The sequence below is a fragment of the Natrinema sp. LJW11 genome, assembly GCF_056135975.1.
Window position 1 is genome coordinate 113350 of record NZ_JBWBDM010000007.1, and the last position, 26463, is coordinate 139812.

Below are 26463 nucleotides of genomic sequence, written 5' to 3' on the forward strand. Positions count from 1 at the left end.
CAGACGACAGTACTATGTCTGCAATTGGTCATACAATGTCGGAGCTTCCTGGTGAACTTCATCTGTTCTCTCCAACCGGCCCCCCGATCGAGGAGCGAGTCGCACCTATCTTCGTCGAGTGTCTGAGTGAACACGATGTCGGCGATATCCTCGTGTTGAAGCGGTTCCCGACTGGCATCGAGACGTTTACCGATATTCTGGCAACTCATGTCGAGACCGTTGAACGACCAGAAGTGATGTCGCTTACGCGATTTGCTCGAACAATCCTCGAAGCAAGCCCACAGAACCCGACGCTCGTCTCGCAGCATGAGCGTGCTGCTGTTCTTGCGTCGGTGCTCTCCGAGTACGAATGGGCCGATTCGTTTCTGCAACAAGCGTCGGCCTTCGATGCCTTCGAAGACGACGTCGGTCGCTTCACGCTCGCAGCAGCGTGGCAAAATCAGAACGTGGACCCGAACGATTCCTCGCTCACTGAATTATTCGACTTCACGGCTCACCTGCAGGAGGTTCTTGCGACGAACGGGTATGCTGAACGTGCGAGCATTATCCCACGAGCCTTAGAGTACCTGGAGGCGGAGACCGCACGTCCGCCGATTCTCGATCAGTTCGATATGATTCTGACAGTAGAGGTTGAGGAGTTTTCTGCCCTGGAACGCCGATTCTTGGCAGCCGCGTCGACGGACACTGATTTGGTGTGTGTCGGAGAACGACATGGGAGTATTCAGCGGGTCCGGAACGAACCCGGAGACATCACCGACCATCTTCGCATGGAAACCGTCGATCACGATTCATCGCGTCCCATATCAGGACCTGCTCAGGTAGCAGCGTATCTCGCGACAGGCGAAGCGCCACAACCGGCAGCTACGGACGGTCTATTCGAGATAACCGAGGTGACGTTCGCCGATCAGGTGCAGACCGTCGCAGAAGAAATCGAACGCCGTCGAACGACAGAGGGGTGGTCGTACGATGAGTTCGCGGTCGTCCTCAAAGATTCGAGTTCACCTATCCAAGAGACCGTTCGTATCTTACAGCAAGCAGGCATTCCGACGGCGTCCATCACCACGAGTGCGCTTTCTGATGACCCTGCCGCTCGGGAGCTATATCATGTTGCTCGATCTCTTGAGTCGGGTGGAGATGACCAATCCCGAACTCTGCTTGAAGCGAGAGTTCCGGACTTCACAACGATTCTCGACGGTAACGAGCTGGCGACTGAACCAGTTTCGGACGCATTGACGACCTGGGTTCTCGATACGGATCTCAAGCAACGGGTAGCTGCGAACGAATCACGTCTGGAAGCTCGCATCCAGTTCCAGCACATCGGGCGTATTCTCGACCTCGCGAGGTTCGTTGAGGATTGTCCGCTACTGGAATCCTCGTGGAACGCGTTCTGTCAGGCACTGGAGCGAGCATTCCGATACTCTGCACCTGACTTCTACAGCGAGGTCGACGTAAAGGAGGGCGGGGTCCTCGTCGACTCTGCTCGTGTGGTCAAAAACGCTTCCTGGAAGGCGGTGTTCGTCCTGAACGTCGTCGAGGAGGAGTACCCTGCAGTCCCACGCTTTTCATCGCTCTTTCCGATTGCGCAACTCAAATCACTCCCCGAATACCCTGCTGTCACGAGTCCGACTCGAGACGAAGTTCGTGAAACCTTCCCGACCGCAGACGACAACATCAACCACCCGTTCTCGGCGTACTACACTGAGCTGAGCCGACGGCTCCTCGCGGTTGGCGCCAACGCGGCGACGGATCAACTGTATTTCTGTACCTATACAGAGAACGCAGCAGATCCAGGAAAGTACAAACAGCCGTCCCGCTTCTTGCAACAGCTCCGGGACCAGTTCGAATTTGACTCGATCACCCACGAGGACGTCCATAGCCAGGGTCGTGCTGCAACGAGAGTACTCTCCAGCGTAGATCGTGCTCTTCAGGACGTACGGACCGCACCCGTCACTGGCGGTGACGTCGACCTGAACGCGATTGAGACGCAGTTCGGCGCGATCCAGCAGCTGTTGGATGAGACAGATGACCCCGGACTTGAAGCCGCATTCGAAGCACATGTCGACTTCGCTGAAGGGAGGGTTCGCCGTGACTGATTCCGACTCATTGCGACCGTTGTCTCCTTCCCGACTGGGAACGTACACTCGGTGTTCGCGTCAGTACGAATATAAGCACAACCTCTCTGTCGAAAATTCCAATCAAACGCGCCGATATTTAGACCGTGGGCTGGCGCTGCACGGCACCATTGAGTATGTCTGTGAGACCGTAACTGGAGAGTCGGATGAAGAGATTCGTACTCTCGCGCTCGATGCCTTCGCCGACGAGTGGGACTCTCGCATGAGTCGCACTGAGTACGCCACTGCTGCTCACTACGAGTATGATAAACAACTCGCCCGTGCAGCGATTGAGGCCTACTTCTCGAGCGGTCCAGGACTTGATCACGTTCGTGGATCCGTTCTCACGGAAGTCGAACTCGAATGTGAACGAAATGATATTTTCCTCCACGGATACGCTGATAATGTCGTCCGTACGGACGACGGCCTCCAGATTATCGACTACAAGCCATCCGTCAGGTATGAGCTCTCGACGACCGACCGCGCAAAGGAGAAGCTCCGCGAGCACCTTGCCGGCGAGGACTATCACCCTCGTATCGTTAAGAGTGCAATTCAGGTGGCGACCTACATCGAGGGGATTCAGAATACATCCGTCTACGAGCCGGGGATGGAGATCGTCTTCACGTACTATGGACTACTCGCAAACACGGATCTCGAAAAGAGTACTGCCGGCGTCCGACCCCGTGTCTCGGGCTATGGTCGTGATGTCGAGGAAACCTACTATAGCGAAGAAGAAACGATCTGGGGGCTGATTCAGCGGGCACACGACGGGATACGTGAGAACGACTTCGAACCCATTCAGTGGGACGCCATCCGCGAGAATGCCTGTGGCCGATGTGATTATCGATCTATGTGTACCGATGCACTCGCAGAGGAGGTGCAGTTCTGATGTCACCACCACCCTCCGAAGACGAACCCGTCGAAGAGCCGTCACCGCGGATTCCCCAACAGCGCATCATCGAGTCTGGTGAGTATCCGATGCGAGTGTTGGCCGGAGCCGGGACCGGTAAGACGTTCACGATGGTTCGAAAGGTCGAGCACTTGATCGACGAACACGATGTCTCACCGGATCGAATCCTCGCATTGACGTTCACGAACAAGGCTGCAGACTCGATGCGCGAGAAGCTGAACGAGAAGCTTGGCGCACCGGGATACGACGTAAACGCGTATACCTATCACTCCATCTGCCACGATATCCTTCGAGAGTACGCGTATCACGCTGAAATCGATCCGCAATTCGATGTCGTGAATAACGCTGATCGAACCGCCCTCATTCACGAAGCGCTCGATGAAATCACCTATCGATTCACCAGTCCTGAAGTCTATGGTCCCGATTCGCATGCCGATGGGGCGGCAGGCAGCCTGCTCAAATTCATCTCCACAATGAAGAGCAAAGGGATCTCCCCGAGAACCATCGAGACATTCCTTGGTGACGCTGACCGCCTCCTAGAACTAGAGGCACTCGTCGACCGAATTGTCGACTGGGCGAACGAGACGGTGCGGGTCAGCTGGCGGGCCCCGTCTGCAGACCGCCTCGAGGAGATGCGTGACGAAATCGCCGACCTTCAGCAATCAATAGCAGACGAACGATCTGCGCTCGGTCAGGCTGGGGTCGAACGGTCGGTCGCGACATATCTGCGCGGCATGGAGGAAACCTGTACTTCACTCGCTGAGCTATTAGAAACGGAGGAGGCGTCGATCATCGATGGTGAGCACAAGCCTGCGTTCCGTTTACCAGCCTATCTGTTCGGGACGTATTCCAGTCCACCGAGCGGTATCCCCGATTCGATCTCCGTCACGCTCACCGGGAAACTTCGGTCGTTCGTCGAGGAATGCCAAGAAGCAGCCGATCTGGTAGCCGGCTATACGGCGTACGAGAAACGCCTACACGAGGAATCGTTGGTCGACTTTGCCGACTTGATCGGTGCGACACTCGAGCTCCTTGAGGATCCAGACATCCGTGCCGAGATTGCGGGACAGTATGATTACGTGTTCTGTGACGAATTCCAGGATACGGATGCTGTCCAATTCGAGCTCGTCGACCAGCTCGCTGACGATGACCAACTGTTCGTGGTCGGTGATGATGACCAGGCGATTTACGAATGGCGTGGGGCGGCAGTTGAGAATATCGGGCGCCGACTCGAGGAACGATACGAGACACTGGTTCCAGAAACACTTGAGGAGAACTTCCGCTCCAAGCAACCGATTCTGGATGTCGCGAACAACGTCATCGCACAGCTAGAGGCCCGTGGGAGCGAGAAGGAACTCACCGCGGTCGGTGACGCTGCGGATGCGAGCGATGGCATTGCGACGATAACGGCAGCTGAGGACGATGAAGAGCAAGCTGAACAGATTGCGACTGCAATCGGCCACCTCCTTACAGGGTCACTCGGTGACGTCGATGAAACGTACGACGCAGGCGACATCGCACTTCTCGTACGGAAAAATCGTCATGCAAAGCCGATTGTACGGGCGCTTGAAGAGCGTGGCATCCCGTATCAACTCACTGGTGGACTCGCGGCTGATTCGGTTGGTGTTGAGACCGTCCTCGCGTATCTCAAAGCACTCGCAAACCCAGCAGACGAGGTCAGTCTGAATCGTGTGTTGACGATGCGCTATCGCCTTCACGACGCTGATCTCAGATTACTCAACACTGCCTCTGATTCGTTACCGGAGGCATTGCAGTCGCTTCCGCTCGACCAATTTCGTGAACCGGAACGTGTTCAACGAGCCCGCGAAGATTTCCAGGCGCTGCGTGCCAAGCGAGAGATCTACTCTGTAGCTCGTCTGTTCCGCGAGTTGAAAGAACAAACAAATATCGACTGGTACCTGTCGCCACAAGAACGACGAGACCTACGAACACTGGAGTCACTTATCGACTCCTTCGGAGAGGGAGCGCTCCAGCCAGCATTAGACGAGTCGTTCCTCGATTTGCTCTCCCTCATGGAGTCACTCGACGATAGTATCGCTGGCGTGCAAGACCAAGCTGAAGCGGTGAATGATGCGGTCAATATCATGACCGTACACAAGAGCAAGGGACTAGAATTCCCGGTCGTCTTTCTTCCGAACCTTTCTGCTGACCAGTGGGAACCAAGCACGCGCTCGTACGATACACTCGGCCACACGCTCGAAGAGACGGCTGCTACCCCTCTCGACCAGGACTTCGAAAAGCGCGACGAGTATGAAGCGCGCCGCATTTTCCACGTCGCCATGACGCGTGCGGAAGAGCAGCTCGTACTCGTTGGTCGGCACGCCGACGACGGCGGAGTTGATGACGGTGATCTCTCGCTATCGTTCATCGACTCCTGGCTCCCCGAGCAAATCCCTTGGCGAGCCACCGGTGCGTCCTTCCCCATCTGGCAAGAGGTCACCACTGGACTTCCACCGGAGGCCACAGATTGGACGGACGAGGTTGCTCCGACCGATGGCGGCCTGGGTCCGACTATCTCTGTGAACGGCGAACCCTTATCCCAGTCAGCGGCGCGGGATCGCGTCCTTGAACTTGCTCGTGGTTTGCTGAACGGGGACCTTGACTCTGTTTCACCTGCAACGGCTGGATTTGCCGTTGAAGCACTGTCGACGGATGGTGGCCCTGCGTTGAGTCACCGGCACAGCTATACTTCGCTCGAGAAGTACAGCCAGTGTTCCCGGCGACACTATCTCGATTATCTTGTTCGTGCGTTCGAGGACCCCCAGCTAGGTGCCACCGGTTCCGACACTGTGTCGATTCGGGACATGGGTATCCTCTTCCACGATACTGCTGAGATAGCTGCGAAACGGAACCTGATGTCATCCGAGGAGTGGAACAATGTCTGTGAGGAACTCGGCCGCCAGGAGAGTTACTCGGCTGATATCGTTGATCAGGCCAAGGATTGCATCGATCGGTACTTCAGCACTGAGGCGAGTTCGTGGGAGATCCTCAGTGCAGAACGGTCGTTCACGCTCGACATTGATGGTCATACGATTACGGGGAAAATTGACGTTGTCTGTCGCAACTCGGCTGGTAACCTCGTCGTCCTCGATTACAAGGCGACCACGGTGCAGCGCTCGCTCGATGACAACCTCCAGTTACCGATCTACCTGCTCGCATGCCAACAGCTCTTTGACGAACGAATCGATGAAGCCGGCTATGTCTATGTCGGTTCAGTTGGCCCCGACATGAGTACTCGTTCGTTTTCGAGAGACGAGTTAGATCAGTGTCGGGAAGCCCTCCTCACACGGTTACAAGAGGCTGAAGGCTCGACCTATGATGACTACACTGCAGGCGATCACTGCAAATGGTGTCCCCATCGCAGCCTGTCCTGCAGCCAAATTCACTAAACTCTCGCAAACTCTTCTATTCTCTCCTGCCTGTCGATTGCTGTTGTTGCCGATGTCCAACCGGACTAATCTTAATATTAGAATTAAACTTAGGATTAATGCGTCTCCTATAGCTTGGAGTATTTGATAGCGATTTGTTTATTGTATCTGGAAAGTAATATCTCTGGATGTCTGCTCAGAGTGGTGTCGTCCTCAACTGGTCGACCCGACATGGAGAGAAATCCGTATTCGAGGCTCTTACTGAAGCAATTGCTTCGCTGGAAAGCGTCGATCGAGCACTGTTAGACGACTATCGGGTAATCTGGGAGACGGTAGACCGGAACTACGACTCGACTTCATACACTATCACTGGCTTTGGAACGAGCGTTGGCGAAACAACCCTGAAAATTAGGGGTGGGCGTGGGGGTGAGTACGAGATTTTCCCCAAACCGAGCTTTGCCCCTTGGATCGTCTACACTCACCCTCAGGCTGGATGGGAAGAGGAACTCACAAAACTCGCTATCCTTTCCCCGGACTTCGAGTACGTTGAGAAGAATGGCTGGCGAGGCTTCCTCTCGAATTCATTCGAGATATTGGAGGAAGTACGCCCATAGAAGGAATTTAATCTTAAGTATAAGGTTATTCTTCTACTGTTGTTCCCAGTTCGGTCTGGGAGACCCTGGAAGCTCGTCCGTTGCTCCGAGTAGTTCATCCACAGTTGTCCAGGGATAACACCGCCCGTGGAGTTCGAAGAGGCGAAAGTCGTTCAAGTGAACCCAGCTGTACGAGGGAACGTCGATCTGCTTATCCTCGAGCTTGCTAGTCATATCGTCGACTGTGATATTGATACCAGCGTGTTCTGCCCGGTCGACGAGCGCCTCGAGTTCTGCAGCTTTCGTCTCCTCGTCGACGTCCGTAGCAGCCATAATCTGTGCCCCAGCAGCGAGAACATCGTGTTCAGTTGCGAGATTTTCTTCCATTTCCCAGTGATACGTGCGGGGGAAGGCGTACGCCTTCTCGAAGTACTCGGTTTCACCAAGTTTGCCGAGTTCGTTGACTTCGCCACCTGCATCCTGTTCGAAGACAGCAGCGACGTAGTCACTGAGTGTTGCTGTGATGTGGAATTTCACGCGAAACTCGGGGAGACGTGGGACATCGATGTCAGTGAGGTCCCCGATGAGAAATGCGTATGTTCCATAGCGGCGGTTCAATCGATCGCTGACCGCCCGTACGCGTCGGAGATACGGATCACGATAGCTTCCAAGGACGAGATAGGCAGTCTGATCGCGGTCGTAGATTGCCGGCGTCTCACTGTTTGCCCACGACAGAATCTGGGTCGCTTCGGTGGACCCGACGTCAAGGCCGCGTAACGCCCGCTGCACGGCTGCCATAATTTTGCCTGCGTTCGGCGGAACGGATGGACCACTCATACCGTTGGACACAATTGGCTGGGTCATAGGCGTTTCTGATTAACTCAGTTAAACAACGACTTCATTGACCTAGTTGACCCAAACCATTATGCAGTCGAGAAGGCTAGGTTGAGATATGAGCGATACGGCTCCGGAGGGATTCGAGGATCCGTTTGCAGAGCAGCGACGAATACGTGAGCTGCTTTCGCAGGAGACTCGGCACCTCATCATCCAGTTAATCCTCGGCCATCCAGCTCACCTCGTGTCGCTGGCCGAACTTGACTACATGATCCCGAAGAACGAGGCCGCTATCCTCGACCAACTTGAGCGACTTCGAGAGACAGGTATCCTTGACGTCTACGTTCATGAACCGAATGCGTCAACGCGGAATCTCCCCTCGAAATTTTGGGGACCGACTGAACGCGGTGTCGAGATCCTCTACGAACACAACTTCCTCCGGGGCGTCCCGATAGCACGCGCAGTCTATGAGGAGACGAACAAGTCTGAGCGGGTGATGCGTCACGAAGGTGCTCCGCGACCAGATCTCCCTGAGGCCGTCACTGACGCCCTCGAGTTTGATGAGCCCGAGTCCGAGACACCTAACGCTCCATAACGGGTGTCCGGGATAGGAAAGGCCAACTCGATCGACTCTTAGTCGGACTGCCGGCACCCCTATCCAACGAATTTTCGGAAAGCATTTTCTCTCCAACCGAACTTCTCCTATTCATCTTGGCGCTGAACCTCGGTTGATATGGTATAATCTTATTCTTAAGATTAAGAATTAGGATTGATGCCTGAATTGACTCAATGAGAAAGCGAGTATAACACTCCTCCACTCGTGTAAATCATTTTGTGGTAACAAATCTCAATCCTACTATGGGACTCATTGACCGGCTATTTGGGAACGCCCGTACCGAGGAAGAACCGTCAGAGACGATTCCACAGTACGACTGGAACGACGTTAACGCTCGTTCTGAGGCGATACACCAGTATTATGAAGGAATACCGAAGTCTCAGGCCCAGCAAATCGCAGAGATTCTATGCAGGAAACTGACTGAGGGCAATTACAGTATGCGAGGAATCACCGACGAGGTAACTGCACGCACGGGATTAGATGAAGATTGAACATTCACGATTATAGGAACGGAAAGTACCGCGATGTCGAACCTGAGACGGGTACAAAGCTATTCGTCCCAAGCTGATTCCCAAGAGTACGTCTACCAGTGGATAGGGCCCGATGATCATCGAACGACAGAAATCTGTGCTGGCATCAAACGAGACATAGAGTCTCGAGATGGAGCTGTTCCGCTCACAATGCTTCAGTCACTTATCAAGGAGCATGCGAGTCAACACGAGAATGGAACGCCAGAACGTGCCTCTGAATTCCTTCTCCACCGTGAGTGTCGGCACGTGATCACTCGACACGTCGATTTCTGAGCAAATTTAATCTTAATATTACGAGTAACTGGTCTTCCGGTAGTGCTGGTTCTTAACCAACAAACTACTCCGGTAACTCCTTGTTGGTTAAATCATTCGCTCAGTAGATCATCGACCTGCTGCGCAGTCTCTGCAGCTTGGATATCGGAGTAGGATTCGTGGGTCGTCTCGATGCTGGCGTGACGGAGCGCTGACTGCGCTAATTCAGCATGACCGTTAGCGTAGAGTTCGTGACCCAGTCCTCGACGAGCGCCGTGGGGTTTCAGATAGTCACCGTCGACGGCGATGTCGGCATCCTTACAGAGCCGCTTCATCAGGCTGCGTGCTCCGTTCGTCGAAATTGCTGGGGGGACGACATCGTGTTCTCGGAGTATCGTATCGATGTTGTCGCTCTCGAGGATGGTCTCGATTTCGTCGTCTGGAACATCCCGCTGCGACAGCTGCTCGCGTACGGCGCGATATTTCGAGGGAGCGTGTGCACTGGGAAAGACCGGCCACTCGTCGGTCGGTGGATCGAGGACGGTCTTGTACCGTTCAAGCGCCGTCGCAGCCCTCTCAGGAAGCTGGGCATACTCGTACTCGCGTGACTTCCCGAGGACGCGGACGGCACCAGCGTCGAGCTGGACGTCCCTCCAGGTGATGCCGGTGCGTTTCTCGTCGGAAGGTTCGGCGAATACCTCTGCCCCACGGACACCCGAGAGAGACAAGAGATAGATGATTGCCCGGTCACGGTAGGCACGATCCCGAGAGATGTCTGCCTCGTCGTCGAGGGCACGCTGGACTCGCTCGTCGACATAGCGCAGGATCGCACGCCGTTCTTCTTGTCGCCAGAACTGGCGATCGGCATCACCGAGGTCTTCTGGGAGTTCGTCAGTCGCGCGCTTGGCCTTCGCTGGATTCGAGTCCAGGAGTTCGTCGGCAACACAGAAGGAGAGGAACGCACGGACGTACGCGTAGTAGGTCGTCACGGTGCTTGCTTTCAGGTCCCCGGCACGGACACGTCGCTTGAGGTGGCGAGCGTACCGTCGACAGTCGAGGACGTCCAGCTCTTCGAGGCTCGTCACTCCCCGCTCCTCGTGTAGCCAAGACTGCCACGTCACGAGGGTTGACTGGAAGTTCTTCCGGGAGTTGCCAGCCTCAACACTGTCGAGATACTGCTGGATGGCCGCCTCGACCGGCGTTCCCCCAGGTGTAGCGTCTCCCTCGTCCGGTTCCATGGTTCGTGCTTGACCGACGGCGGCGACCTACGTAAATCTACTGTGTACAACTCATCTAATACACAGTGGATGGGGGTTTCTGAATACTGTCGAATTCATCAAATACAGGCGTTGAAACCTTCGAATTGGATTATATAAACTTCATGTGACGATATAGATTGCTGCTCCTTGCATGGGTGAGACCGATCCGCTACGGTGAGTTCGGCGTGGAGTACGATACCCACACGCTTTCAGTGAAGATGGCGAGAACTACACGTCGCTGATCACGCAGACTGTCGTCGACGAGTTCCAGCGTATCCTTCGGTCGCTTTCGTCCCCCCCTCCTCTTCGGAACCCTTCGGTTGACGACCAGATTCATGATCGACCTCCGAGCGCTCGCTGCTCAGCGACGACGGTTCTCCAAATTGACCCGCTCGAACGCCTCGGTCTCGCCCACCTTGCGCTCCAGCAGCGAGGCGAGGTTGTCGTTCGCGGTAGCGAACACGATCTGTCGGTCGCCCCGGACTGCGAGCTCGATCACGAGATTGAAAAACGACAGCGTATTGAGCTCGTCCAAGTGCGCGAACGGCTCGTCTAGCAACATCAACGGCGGCGCGGAGTCGTGTGCAAGGTTGTTCGTGACGAAGATCGCCAGCACGAGCGCCGTCCGCTGGCCGGAACTCATCTCATCGATCCCTACCACCTCTCCGCTTTCCCGCCGGACGACCTGGAGTTTTTCGTTGTCGTCGGTGAGTTCGACGCGGTTGAAGTCGTAGGGTCGCTGAAACACTTTGAACAGTGTCGTGACTATCTCGGTGTACTCCCCGAGAACTTCGTCGAGGCTCTCCTCAACACCTGCGAACGTCTCCCTGAGGTGATCACGCGTCTCTTGCAGTCGTTCAATACGATCTTTCAGACGGTCGCTTTCGTCCATCTTCGTGTCGATTTCGTCCGACAACTTCGAGACCGGCTTCGACACGGCCGAGTCCACCGCCTCTTCGACTGCGAACTCTAGCATCCGACGGTCGGACTCAACCGCGGGGCTGGCGTCGAGCAGTTCTTCTGGCCACTGATTTTCGAGTACATCGAGTCCCCGCTGAACGGCCGACAGTCGATCCTCACAGTCGTCGATCTGTCGGTGTACATCTGTGCTGGGACCGAAGTCGCGTATCTCCGAGGTCAGCTCTGCGATGTCGGCCTCGATTTTCTCTAGAACCGTTGTTAGCACCGCATCGGCCGAACGTTTGTAGACAGGCTGGTTCTGTGCTAGCCTGGCGACTGCCTCCACTATCTCGGGAGTCGCCTCGGGGGGTAGAACCCCTTCCCTGCCGTCTGCGACAAGACCGAACAGCCGCGGAACGTCGTCGAAGCTACACAGGTGGCCGTCGTACCGACGGATGGCGTCGTCGATAGCTGCCAGGTCGGCACTCTCGACGACCTCCAGCGCCTGCTCGACATTTCTCAGCGATTCGGTGAGACTCTCCGGAACACCGCCCGCGTCGTGTGTGTGCTCGGGCTCCTTGCGTGTCCGGATATCCTTGGCAGACTGTTCGACGTAACAGGCTGGGCAGTGTTGAACGTCTTCGTCGTCAGTGATCTCGAGGTACTCCTCAGTGTCTGCACGGATCTGCTTACGGAGTTCTTGCCGACGTTCCTCCAGATCACCGAGTTCTGCCAGTCGGTTGCGGGTCTCTTCCAAGTCCTCGCGCCGTTTGTGCAGTGCCGTTTCGACGGTCTCGCACCACGATTCGGCAGATTGTTTCGATTCAATCTCCTCGACTTTGAGATCCGTCTCCTCGATTCCCCGGACGAGTCGACGTGCGTCCTCTCGGCCGGTTCCATTGGCGACGAAGAGGAGTCCAGTGAAGAACGTCGAGAACGGCAGTTCTGTAGTCATCTCGGACTCGACTTGTTTCCCAACCTCGACGACTCGGCGACGCTCGTCTTTCAACTCCCGAACATCCTTGAGGCCCTTCTTTCTCTGCTCGAGAAGGTCCTCCTCGCCGTCAAGTCCCGACCGTAGATCGCGGGCGGTCTCCCAGGTCAAGTCTGACATCGTGGCGTCGAGTCCCTCCTCAAGCCGTTCGAACCGTCGCAGCCAGTCCCGCCAACGTGAGATCTGTTCACGTGGCGGCTCCTCGTCTGTCCATTCTCTTCCGCCTCCCGAATCGTCGTTTTCGACGAGCGCAGACGTTGCCGCCGAAAGGTCACGTCGAGCGCTTCCGAGCGTCGAGAGGGCGTCTTTCACCTTGTCTCGGCGGACTTCGAGTTCCTTTCGTTTCGACTCGATCTCCTCAATCTCCTCTTCTGTATCGTTGCTCTCCCCATCAAGCAGGTCCAGAAGTTCGTCCTTTTCCTTCGTAGCGTACGCGAGGTCTTCGCCGTAGAGGAAGTTCCTGAACACTCGCTCGATCTCCAAGTCGGTCGTCGGTTCAAGGAGTCGCGTCGTCTCGCCGGCCTCGTGGTAGTTGACGCGGTAGAATTCGACATGCCGTCTCGCCGGCCCCTGCGGCCGGAACCCGAACCAGTCGGCGACCCGGTCGTTCACCGATCCTGAGTCCATCGGTAGCGGTTCGTCGGCCCCCTTCAGCGTGACACTCAACTCGTCATAGGTGGCGACACGGTCGTCGTCACGGCGGGTCTGGCCGACGAGCCCCATCGTGATCCCGTCGAGAAGACTCGTCTTTCCGGTCCCGTTAGGGCCGTACAGGAGGGTGAACTGCGCAGCGTCGAGTCGCTGTTTAGACGCCTCCTCCCGGAAGTCTCCCAGTTCGACAGTGTCGACGGCCGTGGGGCGGTCATCGGTTGTCACCGATGACGGGGCGCGAGCACTGCCGACATCATCCACGTCAATCTCCAGCAGTCGCTCGAACTTCTCGTCGCGGTTGGTGTTCTGATCGAACAGGAACTCCAAACCGTTGCCAGTCACCCGCTGGACGAGCGCCTCGCGCCCGAATTCGTCGTTCACCTCGGACAGTGCCTGACGGCTGTGCTCCAGCGGGCGGAGGAACTCCTCCAGCAACTCGCAGGGGACACACCGCCGGATGGCGAACTTCGTCTTTCTCTCAAATTCGCGGCGAAACTCGTCGTCAGGTACACTGTCGTCCTCGTAGGCCCAGAACAGCTGGATGTTCCACTGGTTCGGCGTGTCGTCATTGTAGAACTCCAGCTCAAGCTGTCGGGTGTCTATCTCCAGTAGCGTCTCCCAGTCGTGGTCGCCACCCGTCAGCAGCCGGACGAACAACACCTCGTCATCGAATCCCTGTTCCCGAGTCCGTTCTATCCGGTACAGCGACTCCGCGCTCTTCGCTCGTTCAGGTTCGTCAGTGCAGTCTTCTATCGGATAGACCGGAGTTACCTCTCCAGTCGCTTCCAACTCCGCCGGGATATCGGTCATTGATTCACCTCGACAAATTCGACCTGCGAACCACTCGCGGTGACGTCTTCAGGTTCAATTTTGCCATTTGTCACGTTCTCTAGTCCGTCGATTTCCTTCAGCTGAGTTTCAATAGCCGATACCATCAAGACAAGCGGTTTGTAACTTCTCTCTTCCTGACGTACCCACAACTTGGCGATGTCAGTGAGATGTTGCCGCCGTGCTCCTGCCGTCGGATCGTCAAGCCGCGAAAGCGAAATGTCAACGCCACGCTCACCGGCGTCGATGGCATTGATCGGAATATCTAGTGGTCCACATCGGTCCGCTGGGTCAATGGAACGACCGTACTTCCCGCTGGCCGCCTGGAACGTCTCAAGGAGGCGTTTCGAGTTCCTTTCAGCACTGTTACCGCGGCGGTGTCCGTAAACCGCGAACGAGTGTCCCAGTTTCTCACCCTCCTTCGCTCGGAGGTTCTTGAGTGCCGCCAGCGGCACGTCATACCTATCCTCGAGACTGCCCAGCCTTCCTATGTCAAGTTCCCAGAATGTAACCGCCGCGACGAGTTCCGCCTCGCGTGGTTGGTCGGGCAGTCGTCTTTTCCGTTCCGTCCATTCACATTCTGAACACGTCCGACAGTCGCAGTCGTCACACACCTCACACTCACACTCGTCAATCACCTCCGGCCGTTCGTCGTATGCCGATCCGTTCCAGGTCCGTGTACACAGGATCTGTGGCTCCGGGCGGAGTCCCTGTGCTGGGGCAGGGCCGTTCCCCTCGCGTCGCACACGTAGTCTACTCACCCCGTCGTCGACCAGTGTCCAGACACACTCGGCGCGGCTAGACGGGAGCACCCCCTGTAGACCCCCGTTATTGTACGTCCTGTTATAGTTCTCGAGTGACGACCACTCGCGGGCCTTTGTGTACACGCCCGAGTACCCCCACTGTGCGTCGTTCTCGTCCTCGCCTGGGACATCCCCCCAGTTAGCACAGATGTACGTCACGTCGTTTTTGTTAGTGAATATACTTGAGCGAAAATTGGTCCACTCCGAGTGGAACGGTTTCGGGTTACACTGTGGGTGAACGAGGATGTTCCCTCTCTTGACATATTTTCTGACCTGCTCTTGGAGGTCATCGTCCTCATCGTTCAAGAGGTCCGAACAGGTCCAGACGACGATTCCGGCTCCGGTCAGCGGCCCGAGGTGGTGGATTCGGTTGCCGGTTGCGAGGTTGTCGGCCTCGTTCGGGTTCGCCCCTTCGCTCATCGGATAGGTCTTGTACTGAATCACGACTGTCGGCTTGTCGATGTTGCCGAGCGCATCGGCTCGCAGAGGGACGATTGTCGGGGTGACGAACTCCTTGCCGGGTTCGTCCGGCACGTCCTCCCCGATCACGTAAAAGTCCTCTTCCCACAGGTTTTCGACTGTCTCCTGCATCTCCTCAATCTCGACTGGGCGACAGCCAAGGACAAATAGCGGGCTCTCCTCGAAGAACAGTTCATCGTGCTCGAACACCCATTCCACATTATAACTCCACTCGGGGGCAACCGCGAGGTCGGAGTCTTCCGCCAGACTCAGAAATGACTCCGCCCTCTGTCTCGCTTCCCCCGGTCTGGGCAGCGACTGAACGCCTTCGACGACTGTCCCGGGCTGCCACAACACGATATCTTTCTCGCGACTGTCATCGAAGATTGAGTAGGCATTCCTCTCGAACCCCCCGGCGACCCTGTCGACTGAATGAATATTATCGCCGTCCGGCATTTGAAGAAGGATTTGGAATAGGCGTACTTAAACTGTCCTAACAACGGTTGCCGATCATCGTCTCCTGTTAGCCCCGATAGACGACGGCTCCCGAGCGCTGCTCTTCACCTCATGCCGCCGCGACTACCGCCACGCAGTCCCGTGTTCATGTCTGCGGTGGCGCGGGACTCCTCAGTGAGTATGGGTACCGCTGGGAGATCAAAAGTGGGTACAGGTCGATCAAGCGATTTATAGCTGCGACGCCCTCGGACGTCCCATCGAATTCCGTTCCTCACACCAGATCTCGCAGACGCACTGAACGGTTACAGAGATGCTGGGCCACGGGACGCACAATCAGCCTGCAGGGACCATTACTGACGATACCGAAATGGCGCTCTGTATTGCCTGCAGCCTTGCCGAGCATCACGCGTTTAGGCCGGACGATATCGCTGAGCGCTTTGTCGCCTGGTACGACAGTGGTCCGTTCGACATTGGCCTGATGACCAGTGATGCCATCCAGAACATCAAACACGGAGCATCCTGACGTGATGCTGGCCAGCAGGTGTGGAAGTCCCGCGCCGAAGGGAGCAATGCCGGAAATGGGAGCGTAATGCGCTGTGCGCCGTATTCGCTCGCCTTTCGGGACGAGTGGAGTGACCTTGTACGTGTGAGTGCGATGTCTTCAGCGATCACGCACGCGGATCCGCGCTGCACATATGGCTGTGTCGTGCTCAATCTTACTTTGGCAGGGTTGCTTGCCCAGCGACCAACTCCTCTCAGAGACGCTCTCGATCATATCGAAGCCGATGCTCCCGAGGAACTCCTCACAGCGTTACGCTCCGTTCCGGACGGTGTCAATCCCGACACGCTCAGTGCAAGCGGCTACGTGGTCGATACGCTGCAAACATCGCTGTATCACGGACATCCAGCGACTGAACGCCACGGTAATCGACTTCCGGAATGGAAGGACTTCCCGAAGTTCGAGACGCTCTGTGACTGGGAGGGCGTCGAGACGACACCTACCTACTATTCCGATTATAATCTGGAGACGTCTCTGCAGGGATACGATGCGATTGACTCCGCACATGTACAGGGCAAGCACATTGGGCAGGTTCTGGGAGAGCTGTATGTCGATGGACTTGATAACGGTGATACTGGCCCCTGCACGATAGATGACCTCGAACGGTTGATTTCGCATTATGCTACAGGGGACATTGAGCCCTTTTCGAACTCGACCGTCTATTTAACCCTCCTGAAGAGTCCATATAGCGAATTTAATTCTCCCCTTACAATTCTGCGACCCGAATAGTGACTCGATACCGTTTCTGATACTCTTAAGATTAATGTTATCATTAAATGGGTGTAGTATTTCTTCTGATGCGCCAATACAAAAACCAATCCCTATTGGGCTTCTAGAATCAAAAAGAACATCACGTTTCAGCTTTCCCCTAGAATTAAGTTATGTGATGCGTACCTCTGTTTGAGGATGAAGACTCAGGACGACATCGCTCACAAGCAGCCGATAACAATCGAGGTTCAGATCCTCAAGGAACTCGACAAGCCCAGCCCGAAGATGGCGACTCGTCTTCTTGTCGCTGACCGTGACGGGAATCGGTTCTCGTTGGCGATCTGGAAGAACAACGCGCTCTCGGATTACGACTGGACAATCGGCCAATGGTACCGACTCGAGAACGCACGCGGAAATGTCTTCAACGGGAAACAGAGTCTGAATGGCTCGTCGAAAATGCGTGCAACACCCCTGGAGGCATCAGAGGAAGACGAGACCAGTACCGACGATGTAGGCCGTGTTGACACCATCCTCGGAAACATGTCTCCTGACCAGGCATACCTTTCGCTCTTCCCGATCAGTCGGTCCTTCGATACCCTCTCGGTCTACGAGTACTCGATTGAAGCGGCTGAGGCCTTCGAGGATGCCCCTGATACAGTCACCTACCGGTGCGCTGGTCGACTCCGACGGATCACTGGCGCGGGTGTAGCGTATGCTGGTTCGATGCGAATAGTATCGACCCGGAAACTCCCAGATAAACTCGCGGACCCCCTCTCACTGAGCGAGCCCACAGAGCGAGAGTTGAAAGCGACTGATGCTCGAGACCGTCATCGGATCGAGCGGCTCCTCAAGTCACTCGTCAAAGCTGCAATCGACGACTCGGCATACGACCCGTACCAGATCAACCGGATTCGTGCGCGAACACCGTCGATCACTGCCGGAGATGGGCTCTTTGAGGCGTGTTACGAATTCGCCGCACGGGTTGATGTCATGCCATCGGGTGATGCATTCGTAGGCATCGAAGTGCGCTACCACACACGGAGTCAGGTCACTGCTGACGTCTACGAGGACAAGACTGGCGAGTTGGTCGGAACTATCGTCGAGCACGACCCCGAGCGGTACAACATCAGTGGGACCGGACGAGTAGTGGGATTCACCGACCACCACTTCACCGATGCTCTCGACGAACTCGGCGGCCTCTCACTTGCAGACTGGTATGCTCAGAAGGATCGAGTTCCCGAAGGTGTCCTTGAGGCGCTCCGCGAGAAAAATCCACGGCTCGTCGATATCCAGTATCAGGAAGACGAACCTGCTCGAATCCACGTGCCAGATCTGCTCCGAGTTGCGCCGCGCAAGGAAGTGGTCAAGGAACTGGACCCAGCCTTCCATCGACGGTGGGACCGCGAGGCAAAGATGCTCCCAGACAAGCGGTTCCGTCACGCTATCGAGTTCGTCGATCATCTCGGCAGTCTCCCCGACATCGATGCGACGGTTGCTCCAGAGCCTCTCGGTCCGAGTCTCTCCTATATGTCGACGGCCGTCGATCGCGAGAAGAATCTCCGATTTAAGGACGGACGAACGGCTACCACTCCGTCGAGCGGGATACGCTCAGGGGTTTACCAGCAACCCACGAGCTTCGATATCGCGTACGTCTACCCCACGGAGAGCGAACAGGAGAGTAAGCAGTTCATCTCGAACTTCGAGAACAAGCTTTCACAATGCCACTGTGAGCCAACGGCAGCGCGTCATGTTCCCTACGAACTCGGTGGTGAACTCAGCTACCTTGCTGTCATCAACGAACTGGAGTCGGTAGACGCTGTCCTTGCTGTCGTCCCACCACGGGACGACGACCGAATCACTGCTGGGGATATCACCGATCCGTACCCTGAATTCAAGAAAGGGCTCGGAAAGCAAAAGGTTCCGTCGCAGATGATCGTGACCGAAAACCTCGGCACGAGATGGGTGATGAACAACACTGCAATGGGGCTCATTGCAGGTGCTGGTGGTGTTCCATGGCGCGTCGACGAGATGCCCGGCGAAGCGGACTGTTTCATCGGCCTCGACGTCACTCGCGATCCGGAGACGGGGCAACATCTCGGGGCCAGTGCAAACGTGGTCTACGCTGACGGTACGGTCTTCGCCTCGAAGACCCAGACACTACAATCAGGAGAGACGTTCGACGAACAATCCATCATCGACGTCATCAAAGACGTCTTCCAGGAATTCGTTCGACGCGAAGGGCGGTCACCCGAGCATATCGTCATCCATCGTGACGGTCGGCTATTCGAGGATGCAGATGAGATTCAGGCTCCATTCGCAGACTCGGGCGTCTCAATCGACATCCTCGACGTCCGGAAGAGCGGTGCTCCACGCATCGCCCGGTACGAGGATAACTCGTTCAAAATCGATGAAAAGGGCAGGCTGTTCATCTCCCAAGATGATACCCACGGGTTCATCGCGACCACCGGGAAACCCGAATTTGATGATTCGGATAACCTCGGTACCCCGAAAACGCTACGCGTCGTTCGACGTGCGGGCGACACGTCGATGCTAACGCTCCTGAAACAGGTGTACTGGCTGAGTGAAGCCCACGTTGGAAGTGTCTCGAGGAGTGTTCGGCTTCCAATTACGACCTACTACGCAGACCGCTGCGCTGAGCACGCTCGAGAAGGCTATCTACTCCACGGTGAACTGATCGAGGGGGTTCCGTACCTGTAGCCACCCCTCGGCCGATGGTGAGCGGCGATCTCACCACTAAGTCCGTTCAAACCCACAAATCCATGAACTTCAGCACCCCTATCACAGTCCCACGCAGTGACGGCGACGACACGGTCGAACTCGAGATGGAGTTCGCGATGGTCCGGTCATGGCAGTCGTTCGTGAAGTACTTCGGTGAAGCACGGGCGATTCGCACTGTCACCTACTCGCAGTCGCCACAGATAATTCACGAAGTATTCAATCACGAAAAGCTCGACATCGACTTCCTCGAAGTGGTTATCGGCGATTACCGCCAGAGTGAGTATCGAAAAGATCTGCAGGGAGACGTCGACTTGGCAGCGCAACTAAACCATCTGCTCCAGAATGAGCAGCTTCAGCTGTTCACTCTCGATAAGCAGGTGACGCTTCACTCGAAGCTGTACCTGATCGAGAATCGCGATGGTACTCGTACACTCATACTCGGGTCACCCAACCTCTCGAAACAAGCGTGGGAGGGAAACCAGACGAACATGCTGGTTGCCTTTACAACGGATGGGACTTCAGTTATCGACACCTGGTTCGAGAAGTTCTATGAGGCACATCGAAAGCAATGCGAGGTGTTCATGAAGGATCTCACAGAGCGACTCGATGCTGCCGAGACACCAGAGGAGCAAACAGAGGAACTGCACCTCTGGGTCGATGGAACGATGCCGTCGAACAATCCCACTGGAGATCTTCATCGCCGTATCGTCGATCTTCTCGACGAAAACGACGAGCGGATTCGACGGGTCAACGTGGCTTCCGACCCGGATGAGGCAGACGAAGTTATTGCGCTCGCAACGGACGGTTCCGGAGATGTCGACCCCACCGATGTTGGACCGAGCCAACAGATTCGACTCTCGCCACAGGGTCTCGAAGACCCGGTCAAAAGCGCCAAATCTACGCTTACACGTCACAACGTTGCCGTGAAACCGACCGAACTTCGTGGATCACCAGCTGGCTTCGCTCGCTATATGCGGTCGTTCAATGACGACTTTCCGATAATGTGGCTCAATGAGAAAGAGCAGTCGGTTAGAATGCAGGTGGACAACACCACCCTAGAACTCACTGCTTCGCCCGACCACGCCTCGGAGGTCGACGATGCACTAGCGCATATTGAATCTTATATCGAGACGATTCAGCGCTTTGGGGACACGAAGTACTCCGAGGCCACGATGGCCCATTTCTATGAGGCACTGATCTACTTTTTTTGGGCCCCGTTCGCGGATTACTTCGCTAGCCACTACGCTGGTACTCCCGGCGCTGAGCTCGACAAGGACCTCCCATTCCTCTACATTCACGGTGGAAACGACTCCGGAAAGGGGATGTTCATCCGGTTTGCGATTCGACTCATCTCGAATGGGTATGTGGCAGAACCTGTGGAAGGGACACAGTTCACGAAGGACGCAATCAACCGGTGTCGAGGGTCGAATACCGTCTTCCCGTTCGTCGTCGACGACGTCGATAAGGGCAATGTCGAGCGAGACATCGTCAAGACCTACTGGGAAGGGGGCTGGGATGGCTCAGTTTCGTTCCCCACATTCATTTTCACCAGTAACCACACGAAGCCCAAGTCGGAGTTCCGCACCCGCATGAAGGTCCTCGACTTCGACGTCATGTTCGACGTTACTGGTGACCAGCGCGAGAAAGCCGCCCGGATTGCAAACGAACCGAACCGACTTTTCTCCTGGTTCTCGCACTTCATGTTCGAGCAAGACCTTTCGCTTCCGGACCGGTCGGACAAGTTAGCTGTCGCTCGAGATGTCTTCAAACAGCTCTACGAATTTGCCGAGCGTGACGAACCAAACTACTTCCCGTCTGAAGGCCCTGCCGAGGACATCTATGACCATGGCCGGCGAGTGTGGCGACACGCACACGAGAGCGGCCTCTTCACCCTTGAAACGCGGAACGGGGTCATCCGGGCCGACTTCTCTGCTGAACTCGAGTCACAAGACGTCTGGAAGTACCAGAAGCTCGTGCCCGCGACGATTCGGGCAGAAAAGCAACGAGCACGGATCGAGTTTAGTCAACCTGAGCGGTTCTTTGAGTGGACTGGTATCAAACCTAAACGCGGGTTCTTGCAGCGTCTGGGATTCAGATAGTCTGCACGTATTCCTTTCACTATCCAATCTTTGTGTCGCTATGTGAGCATGAGGTAGAACCAGTATGGAATACGTACGATTGGAGTCTCTTCAAGAACTTCGACTGGTTCTGGCAAGGTCGCTGTGTCTCCCGCAACAACAACCCCAAGCGGAGCTTCGTAGGTCTCGATGAACTCCGCGACTGCATTCGTTGTTGGCTCCATCGAACCTGCCCTGTAGCCGAGTCCGATCGGAACAGGAACACCAGCACATTCGAACACGAAATTGACCTCACCTTCCGTTCCGGGCCAGTACTCGACTGTCGGTTCAGCTGGTGGATCATAGTCATCGAATTCATACCCTGCGGAAAAGTTCATATTGAAACTGAGACGCATCGAGTGGTCGAAGGCTGCCACATGCGCCAGCTTCGATTCGAGCTGATAGTCGTTGAGGACCTCACTGGGCGTGTGGCCTGTATAGGCATTGACGAGTGCTGTATCACGTAGGTAGAGTCGAATGGAACGTGGTCGACTGTTATCGTATTCTGGCGATGGTGTGAGGAGGAACAGCTTACTGAGGGCTTCGAAGTAGCTCTCTCGAAGTGTTCGTCGATCGACGTCGAAGAGTTCAGAAAGACGGTTATATCTGAACGGTGTTTCCAGATCTGCTGCAACGAGTGCACATAGCCGCTCCAAGTCTGCAATATTCTTTACTGCATCTAGACCTGGTATCTCTTGGTAGAGTGAGAGCCGTACGTCTTCGCGACGGTGTTTGTACGCATCTTCTGAGAGGTTAGATGCAGAGTCGGCCCCTTCTGCTTCGTAGCTGAGGACCCCACCGAGTGCGAGGTAGTGCACCACCTGTGAACGAATGCGACTCGCATCGGTCTCTACAGAGTCATAGAGTTCGCGTAACGTCTCGAAAAATTGCGTCGGGTCGTTCGTGCGACAGGCGTTTGGTAATCCTGTCTCACCTCGGCGAATTGGCGAGGGACTCAGTCGTTTCTCGTCTTCTCCGAGTTCCGGGAAAACACTCTGAATATGGTCACGGAACTTTTCCGGGAAAACCGACCAAACTGAATACCGATCTGCATCGAATCCAACTCGTTTGAGTTCCCGTTCGATTTGGAGTTCTGCACTTGCAGTGAGAATCACATGTCGGTCTTCCGATCCCTCGAGTAATGACTTAACTTCCTCACCCCATCCTTCCAGAGACTTATTCGGATGTTCAATCCGATGTACGTCGTCTAAGATGATGTACTGTGGTGCTTCCTTCTCAAACACCTGGCTCAGGATGCGTCCCTCGTAATAATTGACCGCACGTCGCAGCTGATCATTTGACTGGAGCTGATACAGCGGGTTTTCGTCGAACGGAATGTAGAGTACGTTTTGAGGAGGTATCTCGTCTGCTTTGATTCGCTGACGGATAAACTGATTAATGAGTACGGTTTTTCCGACTCCTCTTTGCCCAACTAACGCATACACGTCGTATTTGTCGGGTTCCGGCTCGGATTTGTGGGGTGATGCGAACCGATAAAAATCACTTTTCTTTTGCGCTGGGATGTCTAATTCATCAAGTGCGCTCACTCCGTTTCTCCACCATGGATTGTGACGATGGAGGTTAGATAGAAGCGAGTTGTCGATTGTGTCTTTGGCCATTATTCTCTATTTTCGACTTTGTGATGATACTACTTTTGCTAATTCGTTTGTCTAGCGGGCCTTCCAGCGCTTATTAAACAATCTACCGTCTCTAATCAGACCAACATTATCAGCCTTTCCAAAATTAGGTTTGTGGCGTTCATCTCATTGACTTAATGTTAAAGTTAATTTTAATCCCCTCTTGACCGCTGGTCTATCTGAATAGTAGCTGAATTTGCATTCACACCTCCTCCCAACGGAGACTCTTGAAAACTATTTGTAGCTCGTGGAGCTGTTGACGTCTCCGCGACTGATTTCCTATCTCGGATTCGAGAGACCCAATTTGTTTTGCGATACACTTAGTTGCCTGCGAAGGAGATCACTGGAGTCGTCAGACCGTGGTTTATCTGGAAGCCGTTTCCGTCCGGAGAGTGTATTCCCATTCGCGTCAGTCCCGCAGCCAATCTCGGTCGATAAGCCCCGGTCATGTCGCGTCGCCGTGAGTGGTGCACCAGTTCGTTCACATTCGTCCACCTCGAACGCTCGCCATTCAGGCCCGTGGATAAAGGCCCCACCGACGCGCTGGCCTGACTAGATGGGCTTGAGTAATGAGATTTATTACCGTTTGAATAACTATCCTCTGTGAAAGGGGCTCCGGCTGAATGTTCGATATATCTGATGTGTATTCCGCTCGTTCATACAGCGCTATTCAGATGTTCATACGATCCGGTAGACACTTTTCACCGTAGCCACAATGAAACAAACGAAGAAAAGCACTCCACCCATGAAGATAAATCTCTCACCAAATATGCTTTCGCCAAGAAACCCTGCCGTAGCCATACCTATTGATCCGGTAAACGTAATCGCAAGCCCCATGTCCCCAGCCGTATTCAACGTATCTTCTGTCAGATACTTCTTATAGAATCGTATCCCGCCAACTATCGACCCGAAAAGAGCGACGATGGTAGACATAACGGCGAACAGTACTTGGAGAACGATCGGGAGTGCAGGCCCGGGGAGGAGAACACTTCCAACTATTGCAACGAGCGCTAATCCCCCAAGCAGAAGGACAACCCCGCCGACAATTCTGACCGATTTCTTTTCTTCCCCTTCCAAATTCAGATTTTGTTTCAGGGTTGGCAAAAGGGCTGATCGGATAAGATAATCGCCGACGAACGTCAAAACACCCACACTACCAAATAGGAGTAACAGCAAACTCACGTCCGACTCAAGTAAGAACCCGCCTACAAGCATCCCGACCGATGCACTGGCAACGATCGCGGTCGTCATTTGCTCAGTTAGGACGGGCTCTTCGCTTCCATATCGATTTTTGAACCCTCTCGCCCCTTCTAACACGACACCTAACAAGAATACGGCTGCTGAGATAGCCCCAAGGAATGCTCCTATGTCGGATGCTGTCCACGAGGCGATGAAACTGTTTGTACTACTGTCGCTCGTTATTTCGTTGCTTGTCTCTCCATCCTCACTGCTGTCACTCCCTCCCCCATCTCCACCATCACTTCCGCTGCTGGGATTGACTGCGTTTTCGCCCCCGTCGCTACTTTGTTCCTCAGTTGGTTCACCACTGCTGTCAGTACTCTCCTGACTGCCGTCAGTACCCTCCTGACTGCCGTCAGTACCCTCGTCACTGTCGCTTCCCTGCCCCCACTCAGAATCGTCAAACTCGAACTGTGCTTTGATCCGTTGCTCTACCCGATCGGCGTCTGCTTCGAAACTACTTGCAATGCTCGCATCACCAACACGTTCCATATCGAAAACGCGCAACGCGTATCCACCCTCGAGCGAACTATCAATCTCGCTCGTACTGACGACTTCGCCAGTCATTTCGTACCGACCAGTTTCAGTCGCTGTCGGAACGTTTTGAATCTTGTTGGACACACCTGCGTAGGTTATCGGCATCTCGCCAGGGTTAGTCCCATCAACTAAAACACCAGAATGAACGACGATATCATGCGTCACCGGGACACAGATCGGGGGTGACATTGGAACGGCAACCGATTTATCACCACACGACGCGATCGAGGTGAGATATTCTTGACTAGATGTTGACGACCCGGCGAGATCCGATTCAACCGTGACAATCTCCCCTTCGTAGTCACCACTCCGGATTTCAGCAGGAGAATCGAGCGTCTGACTGTCATAGTTCACGTCGACAAGCACTATGTCGTACCCGGTCGGTTCTGAGGTATCTCCACTCGGTCCATAGATCGGTACTATTGCGATGTCGACCGCCGCAACACCCTCGCCCCAGAACTCTTGGCTAAATGACTGTGCTCGAGCACCCGATTCGGGTACCTGAATCAGAAAGTCACCATTCCGGTGTGCTGAGTCGTTAGATTCATTCAGCATTCCCCAACTTGCGAGTTCGCCTGGTGGCTCTTGAAAGAGGTCGCTGGATAGGCCACCAGGTTCGGCAAAGTATCCAATTGTCTGTTGACTCGAGACGGCTGATGAGGGTTTGGCTGCAAGGGAAACGACTGCTGTTGAAGCCTCGAGCCGAACGACCTCATATTCGTGTTCTTGGGGATTCTCATCTAAGTCGTCGAATGAAACTGGTGTTCCACCCGTTTTGACCTCGAAATCATCCGCGACGATGATATTCCCGGAAACCTCGGCGGCCGAGAACGATCTTCCGTTGATAGTCGCTTCCCCTGCCGGAATGGGGTCAGAACTGAATACGATATGCCGGTCATTGTTTGAGTCGATGACGACTGTTGTCTCGCTAGGAGGTTCTATCCCGAACTGCTCGAGCGTTGATTTGATCTTGTCGAAATTCTCGATATTACTGTCAGTGACCGGCCCATACGAAATTCCCGTTGTAGTATCTCTGAGTTGCGTTGTCGCGGTGGTAGCCGCCACGCTTGAACCAGCAGCTAGAATTGAAACGAGAACGAGTGCCGCGATCGCGACCGCAGTAAGTCGGCGCATTGAGTGATAATATCAATGATGTCGGATAAACATATAGGATTTCGTGAACCAACTCTTGCACCACTCCGCCGTAGTGTATCCTCACTCACGCCTGCGAGGAGTATCTCGTGTAGTTCGTCGACAGGAATCTGCCCACCATCCACGGCGACACGTTCTGGGTGATACCTCTGATCACCGTCTCCGAGTTGGGAACCGGATCGTCGCCACC

The 26463-nt window shown here is 55.0% G+C and carries 14 protein-coding genes and 2 pseudogenes; 9 read left to right on the plus strand and 7 right to left on the minus strand.

The window, feature by feature from the left end:
• Window positions 1-14 precede the first annotated feature (14 nt).
• From AC0QDI_RS18415 to AC0QDI_RS18430, 4 genes are all read left to right on the plus strand, one after another.
• On the plus strand, window positions 15-2093 hold the full coding sequence (locus tag AC0QDI_RS18415; protein ID WP_474670777.1) for a PD-(D/E)XK nuclease family protein: 2079 nt from the start codon (window positions 15-17) through the stop codon (window positions 2091-2093).
• Window positions 2056-3000 carry a PD-(D/E)XK nuclease family protein gene (locus tag AC0QDI_RS18420; RefSeq protein WP_474670779.1) on the plus strand — a complete coding sequence of 315 codons (945 nt, stop codon included), beginning with the start codon at window positions 2056-2058 and terminating at the stop codon, window positions 2998-3000. Before AC0QDI_RS18415 ends, AC0QDI_RS18420 begins: the two co-directional genes overlap by 38 nt.
• On the plus strand, window positions 3000-6431 hold the full coding sequence (locus AC0QDI_RS18425) for an ATP-dependent helicase (RefSeq protein ID WP_474670781.1): 3432 nt from the start codon (window positions 3000-3002) through the stop codon (window positions 6429-6431). The genes AC0QDI_RS18420 and AC0QDI_RS18425 overlap by 1 nt, the downstream gene beginning before the upstream one ends.
• 167 nt (window positions 6432-6598) lie before the next feature.
• A complete protein-coding gene (locus AC0QDI_RS18430; protein ID WP_474670783.1) occupies window positions 6599-7024 on the plus strand; it encodes a hypothetical protein in 426 nt (141 codons plus the stop codon).
• A gap of 33 nt (window positions 7025-7057) precedes the next feature.
• Here the strand turns inward: AC0QDI_RS18430 and AC0QDI_RS18435 are convergent, their stop codons facing one another.
• Window positions 7058-7840, minus strand: a complete 783-nt coding sequence (locus AC0QDI_RS18435; RefSeq protein ID WP_474670785.1) for a DUF8170 family protein — start codon at window positions 7838-7840, stop codon at window positions 7058-7060.
• A gap of 115 nt (window positions 7841-7955) precedes the next feature.
• On the opposite strand from AC0QDI_RS18435, the gene AC0QDI_RS18440 reads away from it, so the two are divergent.
• Both AC0QDI_RS18440 and AC0QDI_RS18445 read left to right on the plus strand, forming a co-directional pair.
• On the plus strand, window positions 7956-8432 hold the full coding sequence (locus AC0QDI_RS18440; protein WP_474670787.1) for an ArsR family transcriptional regulator: 477 nt from the start codon (window positions 7956-7958) through the stop codon (window positions 8430-8432).
• A gap of 263 nt (window positions 8433-8695) precedes the next feature.
• Window positions 8696-8944 (plus strand): hypothetical protein, encoded by a 249-nt coding sequence (locus AC0QDI_RS18445; RefSeq protein ID WP_474670788.1) that lies wholly within the window; start codon window positions 8696-8698, stop codon window positions 8942-8944.
• Window positions 8945-9348: 404 nt separating this feature from the next.
• On the opposite strand, the gene AC0QDI_RS18450 is transcribed toward AC0QDI_RS18445, so the two are convergent.
• The 3 genes from AC0QDI_RS18450 to AC0QDI_RS18460 form a co-directional block, all read right to left on the minus strand.
• Window positions 9349-10473, minus strand: coding sequence for a tyrosine-type recombinase/integrase (locus AC0QDI_RS18450; protein ID WP_474670790.1), 1125 nt, complete (start codon window positions 10471-10473; stop codon window positions 9349-9351).
• Between the two features lie 382 nt (window positions 10474-10855).
• The gene (locus tag AC0QDI_RS18455) at window positions 10856-13849 is read right to left on the minus strand and encodes an AAA family ATPase (protein WP_474670792.1); all 2994 of its coding nucleotides are present in this window, start codon (window positions 13847-13849) and stop codon (window positions 10856-10858) included.
• Window positions 13846-15585 carry a hypothetical protein gene (locus AC0QDI_RS18460; RefSeq protein ID WP_474670794.1) on the minus strand — a complete coding sequence of 580 codons (1740 nt, stop codon included), beginning with the start codon at window positions 15583-15585 and terminating at the stop codon, window positions 13846-13848. The genes AC0QDI_RS18455 and AC0QDI_RS18460 overlap by 4 nt, the downstream gene beginning before the upstream one ends.
• A 310-nt stretch (window positions 15586-15895) precedes the next feature.
• Between AC0QDI_RS18460 and AC0QDI_RS18465 the strand changes: the two are divergent.
• The 3 genes and pseudogenes from AC0QDI_RS18465 to AC0QDI_RS18475 all read left to right on the plus strand — a co-directional run.
• Window positions 15896-16486, plus strand: a pseudogene (locus AC0QDI_RS18465) (ADP-ribosylglycohydrolase family protein); the annotation flags it as partial.
• Window positions 16487-17050: 564 nt separating this feature from the next.
• Window positions 17051-19570: a Piwi domain-containing protein gene (locus tag AC0QDI_RS18470; protein WP_474670796.1), complete on the plus strand. Its 2520-nt coding sequence runs from the start codon at window positions 17051-17053 to the stop codon at window positions 19568-19570.
• Between the two features lie 62 nt (window positions 19571-19632).
• Window positions 19633-21690 (plus strand): phospholipase D family protein, encoded by a 2058-nt coding sequence (locus tag AC0QDI_RS18475; protein ID WP_474670798.1) that lies wholly within the window; start codon window positions 19633-19635, stop codon window positions 21688-21690.
• Between the two features lie 38 nt (window positions 21691-21728).
• Here AC0QDI_RS18475 and AC0QDI_RS18480 read toward each other — a convergent pair whose 3' ends face one another.
• From AC0QDI_RS18480 to AC0QDI_RS18490, 3 genes and pseudogenes are all read right to left on the minus strand, one after another.
• The gene (locus tag AC0QDI_RS18480) at window positions 21729-23327 is read right to left on the minus strand and encodes an ATP-binding protein (protein ID WP_474670800.1); all 1599 of its coding nucleotides are present in this window, start codon (window positions 23325-23327) and stop codon (window positions 21729-21731) included.
• 393 nt (window positions 23328-23720) lie between these two features.
• A pseudogene (locus AC0QDI_RS18485) lies at window positions 23721-23867 on the minus strand (transcription initiation factor IIB family protein); the annotation flags it as partial.
• Between the two features lie 156 nt (window positions 23868-24023).
• On the minus strand, window positions 24024-26255 hold the full coding sequence (locus AC0QDI_RS18490) for an MFS transporter (protein ID WP_474670802.1): 2232 nt from the start codon (window positions 26253-26255) through the stop codon (window positions 24024-24026).
• Between the last annotated feature and the right edge of the window lie 208 nt (window positions 26256-26463).